18 protein-coding genes are annotated in these 17,782 nt (G+C 38.0%); 10 read left to right on the forward strand and 8 right to left on the reverse strand.

Annotation, left to right across the window (positions count from 1 at the left end; genetic code table 11):
- The first annotated feature begins 7 nt into the window (after positions 1-7).
- The 5 genes from E5N72_RS11195 (at position 8) to E5N72_RS11215 (ending at position 5,513) form a co-directional block, all read left to right on the forward strand.
- Complete coding sequence (locus E5N72_RS11195) at positions 8-1,972, forward strand: acetyl/propionyl/methylcrotonyl-CoA carboxylase subunit alpha (RefSeq protein WP_135924640.1); 1,965 nt, start codon at positions 8-10, stop codon at positions 1,970-1,972.
- Positions 1,972-2,877 carry a hydroxymethylglutaryl-CoA lyase gene (locus E5N72_RS11200; RefSeq protein ID WP_135924642.1) on the forward strand — a complete coding sequence of 302 codons (906 nt, stop codon included), beginning with the start codon at positions 1,972-1,974 and terminating at the stop codon, positions 2,875-2,877. The genes E5N72_RS11195 and E5N72_RS11200 overlap by 1 nt, the downstream gene beginning before the upstream one ends.
- Before the next feature lie 11 nt (positions 2,878-2,888).
- Positions 2,889-3,587 carry a CoA transferase subunit A gene (locus E5N72_RS11205; protein WP_055197201.1) on the forward strand — a complete coding sequence of 233 codons (699 nt, stop codon included), beginning with the start codon at positions 2,889-2,891 and terminating at the stop codon, positions 3,585-3,587.
- An 11-nt stretch (positions 3,588-3,598) separates the two neighbouring features.
- Positions 3,599-4,255 carry a 3-oxoacid CoA-transferase subunit B gene (locus E5N72_RS11210; protein ID WP_135924644.1) on the forward strand — a complete coding sequence of 219 codons (657 nt, stop codon included), beginning with the start codon at positions 3,599-3,601 and terminating at the stop codon, positions 4,253-4,255.
- A 379-nt stretch (positions 4,256-4,634) separates the two neighbouring features.
- Positions 4,635-5,513 carry a LysR family transcriptional regulator gene (locus E5N72_RS11215; protein WP_135924646.1) on the forward strand — a complete coding sequence of 293 codons (879 nt, stop codon included), beginning with the start codon at positions 4,635-4,637 and terminating at the stop codon, positions 5,511-5,513.
- Between the two features lie 47 nt (positions 5,514-5,560).
- Here the strand turns inward: E5N72_RS11215 and E5N72_RS11220 are convergent, their stop codons facing one another.
- Positions 5,561-5,908, reverse strand: a complete 348-nt coding sequence (locus E5N72_RS11220) for a hypothetical protein (protein WP_135924648.1) — start codon at positions 5,906-5,908, stop codon at positions 5,561-5,563.
- A gap of 99 nt (positions 5,909-6,007) precedes the next feature.
- Positions 6,008-6,460 (reverse strand): hypothetical protein, encoded by a 453-nt coding sequence (locus tag E5N72_RS11225; RefSeq protein ID WP_135924651.1) that lies wholly within the window; start codon positions 6,458-6,460, stop codon positions 6,008-6,010.
- 337 nt (positions 6,461-6,797) lie between these two features.
- Here E5N72_RS11225 and E5N72_RS11230 point away from each other — a divergent pair, with 337 nt between their 5' ends.
- Positions 6,798-7,220, forward strand: a complete 423-nt coding sequence (locus tag E5N72_RS11230; RefSeq protein ID WP_135924653.1) for a hypothetical protein — start codon at positions 6,798-6,800, stop codon at positions 7,218-7,220.
- A gap of 112 nt (positions 7,221-7,332) precedes the next feature.
- On the opposite strand, the gene E5N72_RS11235 is transcribed toward E5N72_RS11230, so the two are convergent.
- The 5 genes from E5N72_RS11235 to E5N72_RS11255 form a co-directional block, all read right to left on the reverse strand.
- A complete protein-coding gene (locus E5N72_RS11235) occupies positions 7,333-7,755 on the reverse strand; it encodes a hypothetical protein (protein WP_168246734.1) in 423 nt (140 codons plus the stop codon).
- Positions 7,756-7,838: 83 nt separating this feature from the next.
- Positions 7,839-8,243, reverse strand: a complete 405-nt coding sequence (locus tag E5N72_RS11240; RefSeq protein WP_135924656.1) for a DUF1801 domain-containing protein — start codon at positions 8,241-8,243, stop codon at positions 7,839-7,841.
- A gap of 102 nt (positions 8,244-8,345) precedes the next feature.
- Positions 8,346-8,882 (reverse strand): hypothetical protein, encoded by a 537-nt coding sequence (locus E5N72_RS11245; RefSeq protein ID WP_135924658.1) that lies wholly within the window; start codon positions 8,880-8,882, stop codon positions 8,346-8,348.
- Between the two features lie 108 nt (positions 8,883-8,990).
- On the reverse strand, positions 8,991-9,425 hold the full coding sequence (locus tag E5N72_RS11250) for a GNAT family N-acetyltransferase (RefSeq protein ID WP_135924660.1): 435 nt from the start codon (positions 9,423-9,425) through the stop codon (positions 8,991-8,993).
- Positions 9,426-9,652: 227 nt separating this feature from the next.
- Positions 9,653-11,029 carry a beta-lactamase family protein gene (locus E5N72_RS11255; RefSeq protein WP_240704517.1) on the reverse strand — a complete coding sequence of 459 codons (1,377 nt, stop codon included), beginning with the start codon at positions 11,027-11,029 and terminating at the stop codon, positions 9,653-9,655.
- 221 nt (positions 11,030-11,250) lie between these two features.
- Here E5N72_RS11255 and E5N72_RS11260 point away from each other — a divergent pair, with 221 nt between their 5' ends.
- The 3 genes from E5N72_RS11260 to E5N72_RS11270 all read left to right on the forward strand — a co-directional run bounded on the left by E5N72_RS11260 (position 11,251) and on the right by E5N72_RS11270 (position 14,677).
- On the forward strand, positions 11,251-13,293 hold the full coding sequence (locus E5N72_RS11260; protein ID WP_135924665.1) for a winged helix-turn-helix domain-containing protein: 2,043 nt from the start codon (positions 11,251-11,253) through the stop codon (positions 13,291-13,293).
- 282 nt (positions 13,294-13,575) lie between these two features.
- A complete protein-coding gene (locus tag E5N72_RS11265; RefSeq protein ID WP_135924667.1) occupies positions 13,576-13,995 on the forward strand; it encodes a hypothetical protein in 420 nt (139 codons plus the stop codon).
- 208 nt (positions 13,996-14,203) lie between these two features.
- Positions 14,204-14,677, forward strand: coding sequence for a hypothetical protein (locus E5N72_RS11270; protein WP_135924669.1), 474 nt, complete (start codon positions 14,204-14,206; stop codon positions 14,675-14,677).
- 56 nt (positions 14,678-14,733) lie between these two features.
- Here E5N72_RS11270 and msrA read toward each other — a convergent pair whose 3' ends face one another.
- Complete coding sequence (gene msrA, locus E5N72_RS11275; protein ID WP_240704544.1) at positions 14,734-15,957, reverse strand: peptide-methionine (S)-S-oxide reductase MsrA; 1,224 nt, start codon at positions 15,955-15,957, stop codon at positions 14,734-14,736.
- A 209-nt stretch (positions 15,958-16,166) separates the two neighbouring features.
- Here msrA and E5N72_RS11280 point away from each other — a divergent pair, with 209 nt between their 5' ends.
- On the forward strand, positions 16,167-17,690 hold the full coding sequence (locus E5N72_RS11280) for a leucyl aminopeptidase (RefSeq protein ID WP_135924675.1): 1,524 nt from the start codon (positions 16,167-16,169) through the stop codon (positions 17,688-17,690).
- Positions 17,691-17,782: the final 92 nt, after the last annotated feature.

Here is a 17,782-nt window from a genome sequence, read left to right on the forward strand (position 1 = left end):
AACCATTATGACAACAAAATCATTGAAAAAAATTCTCGTTGCCAACCGTGGTGAAATTGCCTGCCGAGTTATGCGTACAGCTAAACAAATGGGCTTAACAACGGTTGCAGTTTACTCAGATGCAGATAAACATGCTCAGCACGTAAAGCTTGCTGATGAGGCGTATCACATTGGTCCTGCGCCAAGTAAAGATTCGTACTTAGTGGCAGACAAAATCATCGATGTGGCAAAACAAGCTGGTGTTGATTGTATTCACCCGGGTTATGGTTTTTTATCAGAGAACTCTGACTTTGCGCTTGCGTGTGAGAAAAATGATATTGCCTTTATTGGCCCACCAGCATCTAGCATTGAAGCCATGGGCTCAAAAACCCGCGCTAAAGAAATAATGCACCAAGCGAATGTACCTTTAGTACCTGGTTATTATGGTGATAATCAAGATACTGAGTTCTTACAAGCTGAAGCTGAAAAAATTGGTTATCCCGTACTTATTAAAGCGGCCTTTGGTGGCGGTGGTAAAGGTATGCGTGTTGTTGAACACGCAAAAGACTTTATCAGTGCTCTTGAAGGCGCAAAACGTGAAGCAAAAGCCGGCTTTGGTAACGATTTAGTACTGTTAGAGCGCTACGTCACTAAACCTCGCCATGTTGAAGTACAAGTTTTTGCAGATAGCCATGGTAACTGTGTGTACTTAGGCGACCGTGACTGCTCTTTACAGCGTCGTCACCAAAAAGTAATTGAAGAAGCCCCTGCTCCGGGTTTATCTGATGCACTTCGTAAAGAAATGGGTGAAGCTGCGGTACGTTGTGCCCAAGCGATTAATTATCGCGGTGCAGGTACGGTTGAGTTTTTACTTTGTGGTGATGAATTCTTCTTCATGGAAATGAACACCCGTTTGCAGGTAGAGCACCCAGTAACAGAAATGGTTACTGGTGTTGATTTGGTGAATTGGCAAATCAACATTGCGGCAGGTGAAGCATTACCACTTAGCCAAGCAGATATTCAACTGCAAGGTCACAGCTTTGAAGCGCGTATTTATGCTGAAGATCCAAGTAATGACTTTATTCCGTGTTCTGGCCACATTGATGCTCTATTTACACCGAACGAATCTGAATTTGTACGTATAGATACAGGGATTGCAGCGGGTGATGAAATTAGCCCGTTCTACGACCCTATGATTGCTAAGTTAATTGTTCATGACGATAACCGTGAGGCAGCGCTTGGGCGCTTATCAAAAGCACTAGAGCAGTTCCATCTAGCAGGTTTTAGCTGTAACGTTAATTTCTTACATAATCTTGCTAACCACCCTACTTTTCAAGCAGGTGCACCCGATACGCACTTTATTGAAGATCAAGGTGAACGCCTTGTTGCTAAAAGCGAGCAACAATCTGTTATTGCAACTGTTGTGGCAGCCTATGCGTATGCACATCAACTAAAAGGTGAAAGCAGCAGCCCATGGCAACAATTAACAGGCTTTATGCTAAACAGTGACGCTAAAACAACAATTCCGTTTGTTGATTTAAACGTTCATGCTGTTAAGACCTCAGAAGGCTTTAAAATCAACCTAGATGGAGTTGACTATACAACTTCAGGTAGCGTTGAAAATGGCCTTGCGAACTTAGTCGTTAATGGCGAAAAAGTCGTTGCTCATATTAATCAAACAGACTCTCACATCACAGTGATGTACAAAGCTCAACAAACGGTGCTAGAGCTGATTGATAAACACTATATTAGTGAACACGAAAGTGATGCACTACCACTTGCTGCGCCACTCAATGGTACTGTTGTTAAGCATTTGGTTGAGGTGGGTAGTACGGTTGCTAAAGGTGATGCGGTCGTCATTATTGAAGCTATGAAAATGGAATACACACTCAATGCCCCGCATGATGGTGTATTAACGAGCTATTGCTTTGCTGAAGGTGAACTGGTGAGTCACGGTGATATGCTCGCGATCGTTGAAGAGCCGGAGGCGTAATGGCACTGTACCCTGATTTTGTTCGCATTGTAGAAGTTGGCGCCAGAGACGGTTTGCAAAATGAAGCAGCCGTTAGTACTCAAGATAAAGTCGCTCTTATCAACGCCCTTGCAGATGCTGGCCTTAAAGATATTGAAGCAGGCGCATTTGTGTCACCTAAATGGGTGCCACAAATGGCTGACTCTAGCGATGTAATTAGCGCGTTAAATTTGCCTAATGTTAACTTAAGTGCCCTCACCCCAAATTTACGGGGTGCAGAAGCGGCAAAACAAGTCGACATTCAAGAATTTGCTATCTTTACAGCGGCAAGTGAAGCGTTTTGTCAAAAGAACATTAACTGCTCTATTGATGAAAGTATTGATCGCTTTAAAGATGTGATGGCTTTTGCCAAAGCGAATAACATTCGTGTTAGAGGTTATGTGAGCTGCGTTATGGGTTGCCCATATCAAGGTGATGTCGACTACAATGATGTATTAAACGTCTCAAAGCGATTACTTGAGCTTGGTTGTTACGAAATTAGCCTAGGTGACACCATTGGTGTAGGTACGGCGAGAAAAGTCGATGAGTTATTAGATTTACTCTTGCAACATATTGATAAATCTAAACTCGCTGTACATTTTCACGACACCTACGGGCAAGCGCTCACAAATATTTACACCGCCCTAAGCCGCGGTATAGCAACGGTTGACAGTGCCGTTGCAGGCCTTGGGGGTTGCCCTTATGCCAAAGGGGCGTCAGGAAATGTTGCCACTGAAGATGTAGTTTACTTACTGCAAGGGCTTGGCATAGAGCATGGAATTGATTTAGAAAGACTGGCGAAAGCTGGTTGGGCTATTTGCAGTGCATTAAATAAACAACCTGTCAGCAAGGTATCACTTGCTCTAAAGAACACTCAGAATAATTAAGGAGTAGGCTCATGGCCGGTTTCGATAAAGTGGTTTCAAGTTATGAAGCTGCAATGGAAGGTTTAAAAGATGGCGATACTATCATCGCTGGTGGCTTTGGCTTGTGTGGTATTCCTGAGGGACTTATCAGTGAAATTAAGCGTAAACAGACTAAAAATCTAACCGTTGTTTCAAACAACTGCGGTGTTGATGATTTCGGCTTAGGTATTTTACTTCACGATAAGCAAATTAAAAAAATCATCGCGTCTTATGTAGGTGAAAATGCGCTTTTCGAAAAACAACTACTCGATGGCGAAATTGATGTGGTTTTAACACCACAAGGTACACTCGCAGAGAAGATGCGTGCCGGTGGTGCGGGTATTCCTGCGTTTTATACTGCAACAGGATACGGCACTCCGGTTGCAGAAGGTAAAGAAGTTAAAGAATTTGATGGTCGCCCGTATATCTTAGAAGAATCAATTACGGGTGAGTTTGCCATTGTTAAAGCATGGAAAGCCGACCGCTACGGTAATCTTGTATTTCGCCACACAGCTATGAATTTCAACCCGATGGCCGCGACAGCAGGTAAAATTACCGTTGCTGAAGTTGAAGAAATTGTTGAGCCAGGTGAACTTGAGCCAAGCCAAATTCATACCCCAGGTATTTATGTTAATCGCGTGATCAAAGGTGACTTTGAAAAACGCATTGAACGTGTAACAACTCGCGATTAAGGAGCAATAAAATGGCATTATCACGTGAACAAGTTGCAATGCGTGTTGCACAAGAACTACAAGACGGCTATTACGTAAACCTAGGTATTGGTATCCCTACTCTCGTTGCTAACTATGTACCTGAGGGTATCGAAGTTATGCTGCAGTCTGAGAATGGCCTACTAGGTATGGGGGCGTACCCAACTAAAGACCAAGTTGATGCAGATATGATCAATGCGGGTAAAGAAACCGTGACAGCAGCCACAGGTGCAGCAATATTTAATAGTGCAGATAGTTTTGCCATGATACGGGGTGGTCATGTAGACTTAACAGTATTAGGTGCATTTGAAGTTGACCAGAACGGTAACATCGCATCGTGGATGATCCCAAAGAAGCTAATTAAAGGCATGGGTGGCGCGATGGACCTCGTTGCTGGCGCGAAGAATATTATTGTTACGATGACTCATGCAAGCAAGCATGGTGACTCTAAGTTATTAGAAAGTTGCACTTTACCGCTAACTGGGGTTAACTGTGTAAAGAAAATCGTAACTGATTTGGCCGTACTAGCAGTTAAAGACGGCGCATTTCATCTAATTGAACGCGCTCCGGGCGTGTCAGTAGATGAAATTATTAGCAAAACGGCAGGCAAATTGCTTGTTGAAGGTGATGTTCCAGAGATGGTTTTTTAAACCACTCACATCCCATGTACCGACCTCATTCCCAGTGCCAATGGCGCTGAGTTACCCAAAATCCCTCGCAAGAGGGATTTTTTTTATCTCTTAGCTACAGAACTTTTGCACCAATTTGTCACACAAATGGTTTAAAATGCCCTAACTTTGTGAGGTGAAAGTCTTTGAGGCTTAGGGTGTTACCTGTTTCAGAAAAATGGTAAAATTCACAATCCACAATAAAAGTAGATTAAACAATCAATTACCGAATGTTTTTTATGCGTTTATGCAAAGATTAGCTATATTTATTTTTTACTCTCTTACTTTTTACATTTTGGGATAATAATTGCTTAGCAGTTAATTAACTAATAAGCGCTATCGAGACTTACTGAAATTAACTATGCAAACACCTATTCGTGGCTTACGCTCATTTTGTTTTGCTGCACGTACTCTTAGTTTTAAAGATGCGGCAAACCAACTTTACCTTACGCCTTCTGCCGTAAGCCATCAGATCAAACAATTAGAAGAACAATTGGGTATTGAACTGTTTGAACGTCAAACACGCTCAATTCGCCTGACAGCTGCAGGGAAGAATTTTTATGACTCTGTGTCACCGCTTATAAAAGCGCTTGAAAAAACCATCAACGAGTTTAGTCAATTACAAGAGAATGTGACTATTAGCATCACACTGCCTGAATTTTTCGCCAGTGAACTTTTAATGCCGAAGCTAAGTGAATGGACTAGTGAACACCCTAATACTAACTTACAGCTTAATACCTTAAAAACGCGTAAAGAGCTGACTAAGCAAAGTGATTTATCGATAGTATTGTCTTCGTCTAAACCGCATGAAGGCGTTGTACATGAGCTGTTTTCGCTATCGTATACACCAGCATGTAATAAAGAAAACTGGCAAGCATGGCAAGAAAACCCATTTCAGGCCTTAAACGAAGTACCTCTTATACTTCACAAAGCGCGTCCTTGGGCTTGGCACCAATGGGCAGAACATGCCGGTGTAGAAGACTTCGCACCAAAGCAAATTATTCAGGTTGATAGTATGTTTGGTGTGGCACGTGCAGCGCAACAGGGTATGGGTATTGCCCTAATCCCCTTACCTATTAGTCAGACTTGGTTTGATGAGCAATGGCTATTTAATTTCACTGATATGCCATTAAAAACCAAAGACAAATACTACTTAGTGCAACATGACCCTAGCGAAACAAATGCACAGCTAGAGCTGTTTATTAAATGGATGATTGATACTTTTAAACATCTAAAATAACAAATAATCACGACCCTCAACTTCATTGAGGGTCTTTTATTGCAAATTTAGCTTTTAGACTTGGTTACTAAAATACTTACTTTATTTTCACCAATTTCAAAAGACGCCTGTTTACCATACTCCACAATAAAAGAAGGTGTAAAATAGCTACCAGCGAGTGTGATTGATGTTTCTACAGCTGCCGTATTATTTTGTTGTGGTGTAACTTTAACTTCATAACTAAACCCCTCACCTATAGAGATGGTCGCAGGTTGTTTTTCTTCCACCAGCATTACTGGCGATGCTAGTAGCTCATTCGCTTTATAAACAGATGTTTCAACTTGAAAGCTATCAGCTGCGAAGCAACTTGTTGATGCTAAAAATACGCCTGCGACTAAACCTAACTGTTTGTACATATTTATTTCCTTATCTCATTTATAGGGTTTATCCGTAATTAATATCAGTTAGTACGTTTATTTGATACACGGAAATTTCTGAATCTATAACTATGTCTATTAAAGCTCTCGGTAATAAACATCGATAGTATGTGATATTGCTTCATAACGGTTATTTTCATGTTTAAAACAGGCTTTGCGTAGTTCCTTCTCTTCGTAGTTTTTACCTGCTACTACGACTTGATCTAAAGTTTGTGAACTTGCACAGAATTGCTGTTTTGAAATTGTTTCTATTTTAACTGATTCAGCTTTTGAGCGTGGCAATGAACTAGGCTTTGGGTTTTGCTTCATGCCCTGAAGTAACTGAGCTTTAGTAACTGGTACAGTATCTGACCCTATGCCTGGAATATGCAATGTTTGTCTAATCGTATAGTTTTTACTTAATAATGGCGTAAACAAAGATACATCGTTGCTCAAATAAGCCTGCTCAAAATTAAGATAAACAGCAACTTTATCTTCAGCTGCATTGGCAATAACAGGCCCTAAAAGTAACAACGCAAATATCAGTTTCATGGTTATACGCTTATTCTAAATAAATTAAGTCATCAACTATACATACCACCTTAAAGTACCGATTCAGTCATTAATAAACAACAATTTGTTTGTTTTGCGTACTCTGCTGCTTTATCTTTCTTTATCGTAAACATTAGCTATTTAAACCCCGTGTCTACTTTATCGGGGTCAGATCAGACGGCTTACGGCTTTAAGACTAACTCACTAAATTAGACTAAAGTCTATAGGTTAAATTTCTTCATCTATTAGGTCATATTTTATCGTTTGTTGAATTTTCGCTGTTCAATTAAAGTTCATTTGTCGGCGATTGATACCGATTTAATTAGAGGAAAAGATTATGTTTAGTACACTTATGAAACGCGTTGCACTTAGCTCTTTATTAACTTGTTCAGCTATGGCAGTGGCTGATCAGAGTGACTACAAATTGATGGTAATTGACCAATCTATCACTGCTGATATTGCAGAAAACCGTCAATACGAACAAGCATTTAATGACTGTGCTTTAAGTGTTAAAGAGAAAAAATTCTCTGAAGCTGAAACACTTTGCTCAAAAGCAATCAGCTTACTAAGTACAAGTAAAGTACCTAGCTATAAACGTCGCGAATTAACATCGTTTACGTTAAGTAACCGTGGTGTTGCTCGCATCATGTCTGAAAACGACACTGCTGCATTGTCTGACTTTTACGAAGCAGTACAAATTTCAGGTAACGAGTTAGTAGAGCACAACTTAACTCGTGCTAAAAAGAACTTAGCGTTATAAGTTCTCACAGAATTGTGTTGTCTCAAAACCCAGCTTCGGCTGGGTTTTGTCGTTTATGTACTTTGAATGCCTCCAAACACTTAAATAGCTTGTTTATAGAAGGCTTTCAAATTCAACATTGCTTTATAAAACCCAAAACAAAACAAACGCCAACATAAAACCAAATAACGCTTGCAACTATTTGCCAAATATCTAAACCTGAGGTTGTAATAAATGTTGGAATAGCAATTAGACCCCGTAAAGTACAAATTACCGCAATTGTTACTAAAGCAGGTTTGAGAAAAGGAACTTTGCGGATTAAGCCCGCCGCTGAAAAAGCAAACACAGTACAAGCAAACATTAAGCTCGCTACTATTAGTGTGCCAATGGGGGCAAGCAAAGTTCCATGTATTGAAGATTCAATAATTTGTTGAGGAGCCCTAGCAAAAACATACCAACTAGGCCCGCCAAATATACAGAGTACGTGCCAGATAGCAGAAAAAAACGCAATAATACCCGCACTAATTAATAATTTTGATTGAATACTAAGGCGCAATATTGACTCCGTTTTACTGTAATCTTAGGCCGTATTAAAGCAAATCGACTATAATCCACTTCAAACCTTTCTGATCCGAAATTTCACATCCCCAAAAGAGGTAATCCCTTTCGCTGCTTATAAGTTAAAGCTAACATCAAACAAGACTTTATTATTACTTTTGGTAACGATGTTGATAAACAAAGAACTATAGCTCTATTCCCTTGAAAATGAAGCTTTTCACCATATAGTTCACGAAATGTATCTACCAATTTAATTTGGCAGTTGAAAAACAGATAATAATTGTTAGGTGACTTTGACTTCCAGTCGATTCGAAAAGGGCTGCCTGTTTTTACACTGTAGCTAGGCTCTCCCCATTTTAGTGTCTCGTCAACTTCACCAAGGCCCAATTCAGATGCAATTTGAAAAACTAGCTCTCGAATCTCGAAGAGCTTAGCTCTGGCATTTTCAGGGTATTTATCAAATGTGTTTTTTACTTCCTTGTTCATTTGAGTCTACGGTTATTCATTTTATTCAGTAAAATAAAATGTATGGTTTGAAAAATCGATGAAGCAGTGCTGCCATACAATAAGCCTACTTGTATTTTAGACTCATTCACCACTTGCTTCAGATAATGCCTGTTTGTAGCTTAAATCAAAGTTTTTGAGTAACTGATTCAGGTAGTTCAGGTTTATCTGGTTAGGTTTAAAACTTTGCCCTTTTTCTATATTTGCTATGTGTTTTTTTAGCTTTTCTTTATCTTTATTCCAAAAAGCGATGTTTCCTAACACAAAGTCATTCCAATACATTTTTGAACCACTTAGCTCTTCATCGGGATCCAATACTTTTTTTGCGTGAAAAACCGCTTGTTGATAATCACCCGCTAACCCTTCCATTTGAGCTAAATGCCACGTTAACGAGCTTTCTTTTGAATTATTGTGAGAGATAAAACGTTTTATCAGAATTGCGGCTTCAGCATGGCAACCTGATTTTTCTAATAACCTAAACCCAGCATCGTATGTCTGATCAAATTGTTGGTATGTGAGGTTCAAATCGTCTTTTAACCTTTCTTCAAGCGCTATTTTACAATCAGCAAAAGCAAGATTTGATGAAAATAATAACCCGATAGATAAAATTCCTGTTTTCATAATTCTGTCCTTAAATTTACTAATGCCTGTATATGATAAAACTGCTATAAAACGCTAAGTTCACCACAAACTAAAAGTAGTTGGTTCCATGTAACCTTTAAATTGTTGTTACTTTTCTAGATCATGGTAAACATTTGGATTCCAAATTTGCATAAACATCTCTGGATTTTCAATTGGTAGAAAACCATATTGCGCGTACAAACCATGCGCATCTCTTGTTGGCAATACCATACGCCTTAAGCATTGAAGCTCTGGGTGAGAGACTATGCTCTCAACAAGCCACTTGCTCAAACCTTTGCCTCGATGGCTCTCTACTATGAATACATCAGCAAGATAGGCAAATGTTGCTTTGTCTGTTATGAGGCGGGCAAAACCTATTTGATAATCATGGCTATCATAGACACCAAAACAAAATGAGTTTGCAATGGCTGTTTCTAGCGTCTGCCTTGGTATTTCGGACGCCCAATAGCTTTTTGAAATAAAACCGTAAATTACTTCAAAATCGAGGTCAGTTTTATCTGTGCTGATTTTATATCCTTGCACCAGTATTCCTTAGTGATGTTAACACCTGTTATTTAAGAGGATTAGTTTTAACAAAGTTACTAACCGATTGCTACATATATAATTAAAACGCTTTTTTAACAGGATATAGCCTACTGACACAAACACTACCACAACGTAAAACCATTACATTGCTATTAAATTTATCAATAATAGATTTGCAGGTTGTTTATAAGGGGCTTTAATACGCCCCTATTTTTAATGAATTTTTACAAACGCTTTATGAGTTGATCTACTTTTGCCACAACAGGCCATGCTGAAGATTGAAAATTCCCCAAAACAACTAAAATATAGCCTTTTTCTTGATACATATTTAACCTTGCTGTCATGCCTAAATGGGACCCATTATGACCAACAGTTGTATTCCCTGCTGAACTTCTCACAGAGAAACCATATCCCCAGTTTGGTGCATTTAGTTCAGGTTTTGCTGATAAGGCTTTATTAGAGAGTTCACGGCTTACTAGTTGAGCATTTTGCATTGCCATGGCGAATTTGTGTAAATCGCCTACAGTTGAATAACCTCCGCCTGCAGGTCCCCCTTTTACCGATTGAAACATCAAATTTTCAGTTACTTGACCAGTTTCGACAGAAAACCAATAATTACGGGCAGTATTTTTGACAGGCACATCTAAGTCATAACTTCCGCTTAGTTGCATGTTAGCTTTTTTATATACATTTTCATTTATGTAATCATAGTAATTTTCACCAGTTACATTCTCAATCACCTGACCAAGTAGAACCATACCCGTGTTGCTGTAACGCCATTCAGTTCCGGGTTCAAATGTAGCATCAATTGAAGTGTATAAATGTTGGATATCTTTAAGAGACCGCACCTTATTTTGTATCTCGTCATAGCCAGAAATATTACCTACCCCTGATGTATGACTTAATAAGTGTCGAATCTTAATTTTGCTAAAATCACCTTTCCCTAAAATGCTTTTATCAATAAATTTAGTGAGCGGATCATCAAGCGATACTTTGCCAGCTTCTATTAGCTGTAAGATAGCGACGCTAGTAAACATTTTGTTCATTGAGCCAATTTGAAACTTCGTTTCTAAGTTATTTTTCACATCATAGCGACGTGAAGCAAAGCCATATGCAGCGCTGAACAAAATGTCATTATTTTTAGCAAGTAATACCGTGCCAGAGAAGCTACCTCTTTGCGCCAGTTTATCAGTATAGATTTTGATCTCTTCAATAAATTGTGACTCAGTTAAAGAGCCTTTTGAACCTTGGTTTTGTGGAGTTTCTTCAATAGACCACCCTGTTATTGCTTGTAATTGGTCATCATTAAAAAATAACACTACTTGATGCTGCATATCTGTATTCTTTGAATAAACTTTACTGATATGACGGATGCGATTAGTTGACGTATCAAGTTCTGTAGAAATAACACTCAACTCTCCATGAAAAAGCGCAACATTCATCGAATACCCAACATAACGGTCTTTACCTTTACCCTCCCAGCGTGCAAGAGAATTTGGCGAGAAGTTCTTTACTACAAACTTTTCGATCTCATCTAAATCTTTAGTGTTTAAAACCGTAATAAATTGACTTGCCAATTTGTTATAGTCTAACTCTTTCATTGCATGTGCTTTATGGCTAATAAAACACATAAAAAATATGAGCATTAGTAAATATCGCTTCACTTTACATTCCTTTTATTGTTTATTGAATAATATGGCGCTTGGCCTTTCGATACTTTTACTTTTGCGAATAACAAAAAGCGATGAAGTAATGATTAAGAAAAGCTTAAGAAAAAATTAAGCTGAAAATAACTAATAATAACAAATGGATAACTATCAACTTGAGTGAAAGTAAATTATCAAAACAATTTTTTCTTAATGACTCTTTGGTTAATTTTGAGACTGGCGAAATTCAAACAGATGGTAAAGTTGTTGTTGTAGAGCCTAAGGTGATGGCACTTCTTGAAGTATTTTCGCAAAAACCACATCAAGTGTTATCAGCCGAAATGCTTTTTGCTAATGTTTGGCCACAAGCTATTTTCAGTCCTAATTCAGTTCGCAGAAATATTGCTTTGTTAAGACAAGCGTTATCCGATGAAGAAAAGCACATTATAAAAACACACCCAAAGCGGGGCTATAGTCTCGAGGCTGAAATACGTTTTCATGATGAAAAAACGAGCACTCCATTAGCAAAAATACATCAGATAAAAAATACAAAAATAGCACTCTTAATTATCCCTGCTTTGTTTATCATTATCTTCCTTTTCAATTTCCTTAACGAAGATAAACAGATTTCTTTAGAAGATCTTAAGCCTATTACTGCAAGCAATGAAAAAGAGCGTTACCTACAAGTTAGTCCTGATGGGCGTTTTATGGCTTACATACAAAATACCAATCGTCCTAATAAGCGAAGGCTTTTAATCAAAGATTTACTATTAAATTCATATAAAGAATTAAGTACAGACTTAAAAGCGTTCACCTACCTTGCATGGGATACAGATACAAATACGCTTGTATATTCGTTTCAAGATGAAGGGAGTATTTCATTCAATCGACTGCAATTAGATACAGAAGCGAACGTGATCAGCGAAGAAAAACTCTTTTCTCGTACAGATATAACCTGGAACAGCTTGTTTTTTATAGATGAACAAGAAAACCTTTTCTATTTAGCAAATCAAAACAGTTCCGAACACAGCCGTAATGTAAGCCTATATCGACATAACTTGATTACTGGCCATTCTTACGAAATTCTTCAACCAAATGATGATTTCAAGCCCTACAAGCTCGCTTTATCACCTAACCAGAAACAATTAGCGATAATTGGCTTCAATGAAGATGCAATCTCGGAGGTAAAACTATTAAATTTATCGAGTTTTAACCTTGAATCAGTCGTTGAAATTGATCATAACTGGCACTTTATGACTTGGTTTAACGATGGTGACTCTTTGTTATTGAGTAATGGCAGTGAGTTAAAACAACTTGAATTAAACGGCCAATTAACGACTCTTAATTTTAAAAGCTATAACTTTTTGATTTATCCACAAATCGTTAAGGACAAACTGTATTTTATTGAGGCTAAGTCTGATCAAGATATTTTGATTAGCGCTTTAGATTCACTCTCTACTCCTATAAAAATCGTAAACTCTAATACCATTGATAAAGAAGCTGCACTTTCACCTGATGAAAAACTCATCGCCTACATGTCAATGAAAAATGGACTTCCACAACTTTTTATTAAACATATTGAGACTGAGGAAGAACAATTATTATTCGTTAACACTGAGCAAGAATATGCTTTATCAAAACCAATATGGGACCCCTCTGGAACACGTATCGCAAGCAGTATAAATAACAAACCATTTCTTATTAAGCTAGAGGAAGACCAGTTCGCAATCGAATGGTTAAATGGAATCATTGGGTATCCAATCGGGTGGTATAAACAGTCAGATGCTATTTTGTTTGTTGATAAGAACACTCACAATGATGAAATAGTTAAATTTGATTTAGTTACTGACGAAATAATGTCATTAAAAACGCAATTGAAAGATAAAGATATTTTTTTAAATGATAACGACGAATTACTGAGTTTTTCAATTGGCCAAGTAATCACTGCTTCTGGTACCAATCTATTTGATAATACGCATTTTATTTCAAGCATTTACCCTATTAAAAATGGCTTCTATTTTCAATACAAAGAAAACGACTCAAGGACAATGAATTTTTACGATTATGAACTAGGTGTTCAAAATTTAAGTATTGATTTTGAAAAGTTTTGTGCGGATTTATGTAGTCAAATAACTGCTATAAGCGGTAATACTATCTTACTCAAAGAACAAACTGATACAGCAGATATTTTAGTTTTGAATATTACATTAAATAAATAGCTTCAATCATAACTAGCTGATCTAGAGTATGTGTTTTCAACCAAACTGATAACATCAGTACATAAATAGCATTCACAAAACAAAGCTTATTGTGTTTGAAAGTAATTTTCAGACACTCTCCTCTCTAATTTTCCTTACTAAATCGCTGAGAACTGAGTAATTACTCTATAGATTAAATTTCTTCATCTATCAGTTCTAATTTAATCGTTTGTTTAGCTTATAGGAATATTTTAAAGTTCACTCGTTGGCAATAAACACCAACTTATTCAGAGGAAAACTATCATGTTAAAAACACTTGTAACCACTATTGCACTTAGCTCTTTATTAACTTGCTCAGCGATGGCAGTAGCCGACCAAGCTGATTATAAACTGATGGTTATTGAACAAGCTCAAACAAACGATAATGTAAGCAATGAATATGAAACTGCATTCAACCGCTGTGCATTAAGCGTAAAAGAAAAGAATTTTTCAGAAGCTGAAAACCTATGTACACAAGCGATTTCACTTCTAAACACAAGTAAAGTACCAGGTTACAAACGCCGTGAATTAACATCATTTGCGTTAAGTAATCGCGGTGTTGCACGTATCATGTCAGAAAATGATACAGCTGCAATCTCAGACTTTTATGAAGCAGTTCAAATCTCAAAAAATGAACTGGTAAATCATAACTTAAACCGCGCGAAGCAAAACTTAGCGCTGTAATAGTTAGCCCAACCAAATTGTTGTCGTAAGCCCGGTCCTTGTGTGTTCTGACTGGGCTTTTTTTTGTCTAAAATATACACTCAAGCCACCTACCCAATAAGATATTTTTTTTCATCTAATGGGTGTATTTTTGTCGTTTGTCAATCAGTAACACTGTTTCTAAATTAATAGAGTAAGTGATGTACTTACATTATTAAGGAGATAAACAATGTTCAAGTTCATACCTGTCAAAACCATCTTGATTACCTCACTTTGCATGAGTTCGAATTGGGTGTTAGCAAATGATATCGACTTTAAACTAATGGTAGTGGATGACGAAGCCTCATCCATTGCGATTATGCAAGGTGACTACAATGCTGGGTTAGTAACGTCTGCTGAAGATCCAGCAAATCAATATATAGCGCCTTTTAATCGCTGTGTTGCAAGTGTAAAGCTAAAGCAGTTTGAAAAAGCTGAAGCTGACTGTACTGAAGCAATAAGCCTATTAAAAGAGATTAAAGCATCTCGATTTAAACGTAATGAATTAACGTCGTTTGCATTAAGTAACCGAGGTGTCGCGCGATTTATGGCTAATAATGATACGGCAGCAATTGCTGACTTTTATGAAGCCTCAAGACTCGATGATAATGAATATGTATCATTTAATTTAAATCGCGCAAAACAGGAATTAAAATTGTGGTAATGACTGATTCTAATGCTGAAAAACCAGCCATAATGGCTGGTTTTTTTGTATCTACGTTAAATTTGGTCACGTGGCACAAAATCAAGCACCGTCGCATTAATGCAGTATCTATCTTTACCTCTTGGCCCTTCCCCCGGGAATAAGTGTCCTAAGTGAATACCTGAGCTTTTAGATTTAAGCTCAATGCGCTGCATGCCATAACTGTTGTCTTCATGCATGGTCACACTGTCTTTTACCGGGTGAGTAAATGAAAGCCAACCGGTTCCCGAATTAAACCTATCACGAGTATCGAATAATGGCGCACCACTTAGCTTATCAACAAAAATACCATCCGGTGTGTTTTTAAAGATATCGTATTGTTTACAAAATGGGCTATCTGTTCTGGCATGGAATGCAACTCTGAATGCTTCACTATCACCTAGTTTAAATGCGCCTAAGGCTTTATAAAACTCATCTTTACTCACATAACCTTGTCTCCCATACACTTCTTCGCCATTTTCAATAAATAAGAGTGTGGGTGTCGCCCATGTTGGGGTTTTAATTTTTAAGCCATCAAGCTGATCTGCATGGCGAAAAGTCATTGGAATTGTGCCTTGATAATTATTTGCGACCTCATTTTTAAATTTTTCACAATAAGGGCAATAGCCTTTAGCATCTATCACGACAATTTGCTTATTGGTTAATAAGGCCGTGTTATCAACTTGCTGTTTTTCTACTGGCGTAAAAACAACCCCTGTTGAGTGATCAGGACAATAGCCATTAGGGTTTTTCTTTAAATAATCTTGATGATATTCCTCTGCCGCATAAAACGAATCGAGAGGTTTTATAATAGTAACAATCTTGCCGTACCCTGCTGCGGTTAACTTACCTTGGTATTCATCTTTAAGTTTATTAGCAACCTCAATTTGCTGATTATTACTTGCCAAAATTGTTGAGCGGTATTGAGTGCCAATATCATTGCCTTGGCGATTTAACTGAGTTGGATCATGATTTTCGAAATAGTATTTTAATAATTGTTCTGTCGTTAACTGATTACTGTTGTAAGTCACTTTAACAACTTCTGCGTAGTTATTTTCATCAAATCGACGTGCGCTACGTGTTATGTTTCTATAGGTTGCTTTAAAACCGCTACCGTCAGCATAACCAGATACCGCATCTAAAACACCATCAAGTGCTTCGTATCGTTTTTCGGCTCCCCAAAAGCAACCAGAACCAAGCACAATTGTTTCAATATGTCCGGTTGCGTTGTCTGGCATCTCTTGCGCTGTTGTATGGTTCATGGTGAAAATGGCACTGCAAGTGAATAATGTCAGTAATATCGACTTAATTGTCATACTTATTTCCTCGTAAAAGCCTGTAATATAGCAGACCGAGTAATCCTATTTATTATTTCACCTTAAACGCATGCAAACGGCTGTTCACCGCTAACAATTTAACTCTTATGCCTATTTACGGTAAAACACAGCTTTTTAACATTGGGATATTAAAAATGAGAATTGCACACAGTTTGTCTGCTCTTGCTCTGGGTATAACACTTGCTACGCAAGTTAATGCAGCAGAGTTCACTTTTGCAAAATCGATTCAACCGAAAGACAACACATTAGTGTTGTTTTTAGACACAGATAGCCAAGTTGCTAACTTTAATTACTTAAAACCAGAAACTCAAAACCACTTAAATAAAGTTATCGAATTTAGTGACTTTAAAGCGGGCTATGGCAAAACATTAGAAGTTATTGCACCAAACGGCAGCGATCACCAACGTATTGTGCTTGTAGGCTTAGGTGAGCAAGCTGAACTTAATGCAGCTAAAATGGCAAAGCTTGGTGGTAATGTTCATGCCAAATTACAATCAGCAAAACAAGCAACTGTGAGCCTTGATTTTTCAGAGCTTAAAGATAGTGAAATCAATGCTAAATACGCTGCTGAATTTGCACATGGTGCTAATTTACGTGACCACCGCTTTGAACAATACAAAAAAGAACAAGATACACATGTAGTTAACTATACTGTTGATGTTGAAAATTTAGACCAAGCGGTCAAAACCCATAAGTTACTACAAAACATTGAACAAGGTGTCTTTTTAGCGCGTGACTTAACTTCAGAAGTTGCAACTGAGATGACGCCATCTGATTTTGCAAAAGCCGCACAAGAGTTAAAAAAATTAGGCGTTAAAATTACCGTTTTAGAGCCAAAACAAATTAAAAAATTAGGCATGGGTGCGTTAGAAGCTGTTGGCCGTGGCAGTGAAGAAGGTTCGCGTTTAGTTGTTGCACATTACCAAGGTAATAAAGACACCCCAATTGCATTGATTGGTAAAGGCATTACCTTCGACTCTGGTGGTTATAGTATTAAAACAGGTGCTTCGATTGCCCGCATGAAATCAGATATGGCAGGCGCAGCAGCAGTACTGGGTACGGTTAAAGCAATGGCACTTGCAAAAGCAGATACCAACGTAGTGGCTGTAATGGGTATGGCTGCAAATATGGTGTCACAATTCTCGGTAGCGCCTGGTGATGTTGTTCGCACAGCAGAAGGTTTAAGCGTTGAAATAGTTAATACAGATGCTGAAGGCCGTTTAGTGCTAAGCGATGCAATGTGGTATGCCCGCGACAAGTTTAAACCAAGTATTATGATTGATGTGGCTACATTGACTGGCTCAAAAATCGGTGCTGTAGGTAATGAATACGCAGCGGTTTTCTCTGATGATGACCAGCTTGTTGAGCAACTTACAATTGCAGGAAAGCAGGTTAACGAGAACTTATGGCGCTTACCACTTGGTTACGAAGATGCACTAAAATCGGATATCGCAGACCTTAAAAATATTGGTTCGCATGGTCCAGGTGCAACGACAGCAGCAAGTTTCTTACAAAACTTTGCCGGCGATACCCGTTGGGTTCATATCGATATTGCTGGTAATGCACTTAACAGCAAAGCTAAAGATGAGTTAGCTGAAGGTGGCACTGGTTATGGTGTTCGCTTGTTATCAAACTGGCTTTTAAACAACGCTAAGTAATAACACATAGTAATACGCCAAGCAGCTGTAATGATTTTATAACTGCTTGGCAATCATGAGTTTTTCTAATTAACATTAAACACTCATTTACA

The organism is Pseudoalteromonas sp. MEBiC 03607 (assembly GCF_004792295.1).
Classification (GTDB): Bacteria; Pseudomonadota; Gammaproteobacteria; order Enterobacterales; family Alteromonadaceae; genus Pseudoalteromonas; species Pseudoalteromonas lipolytica_C.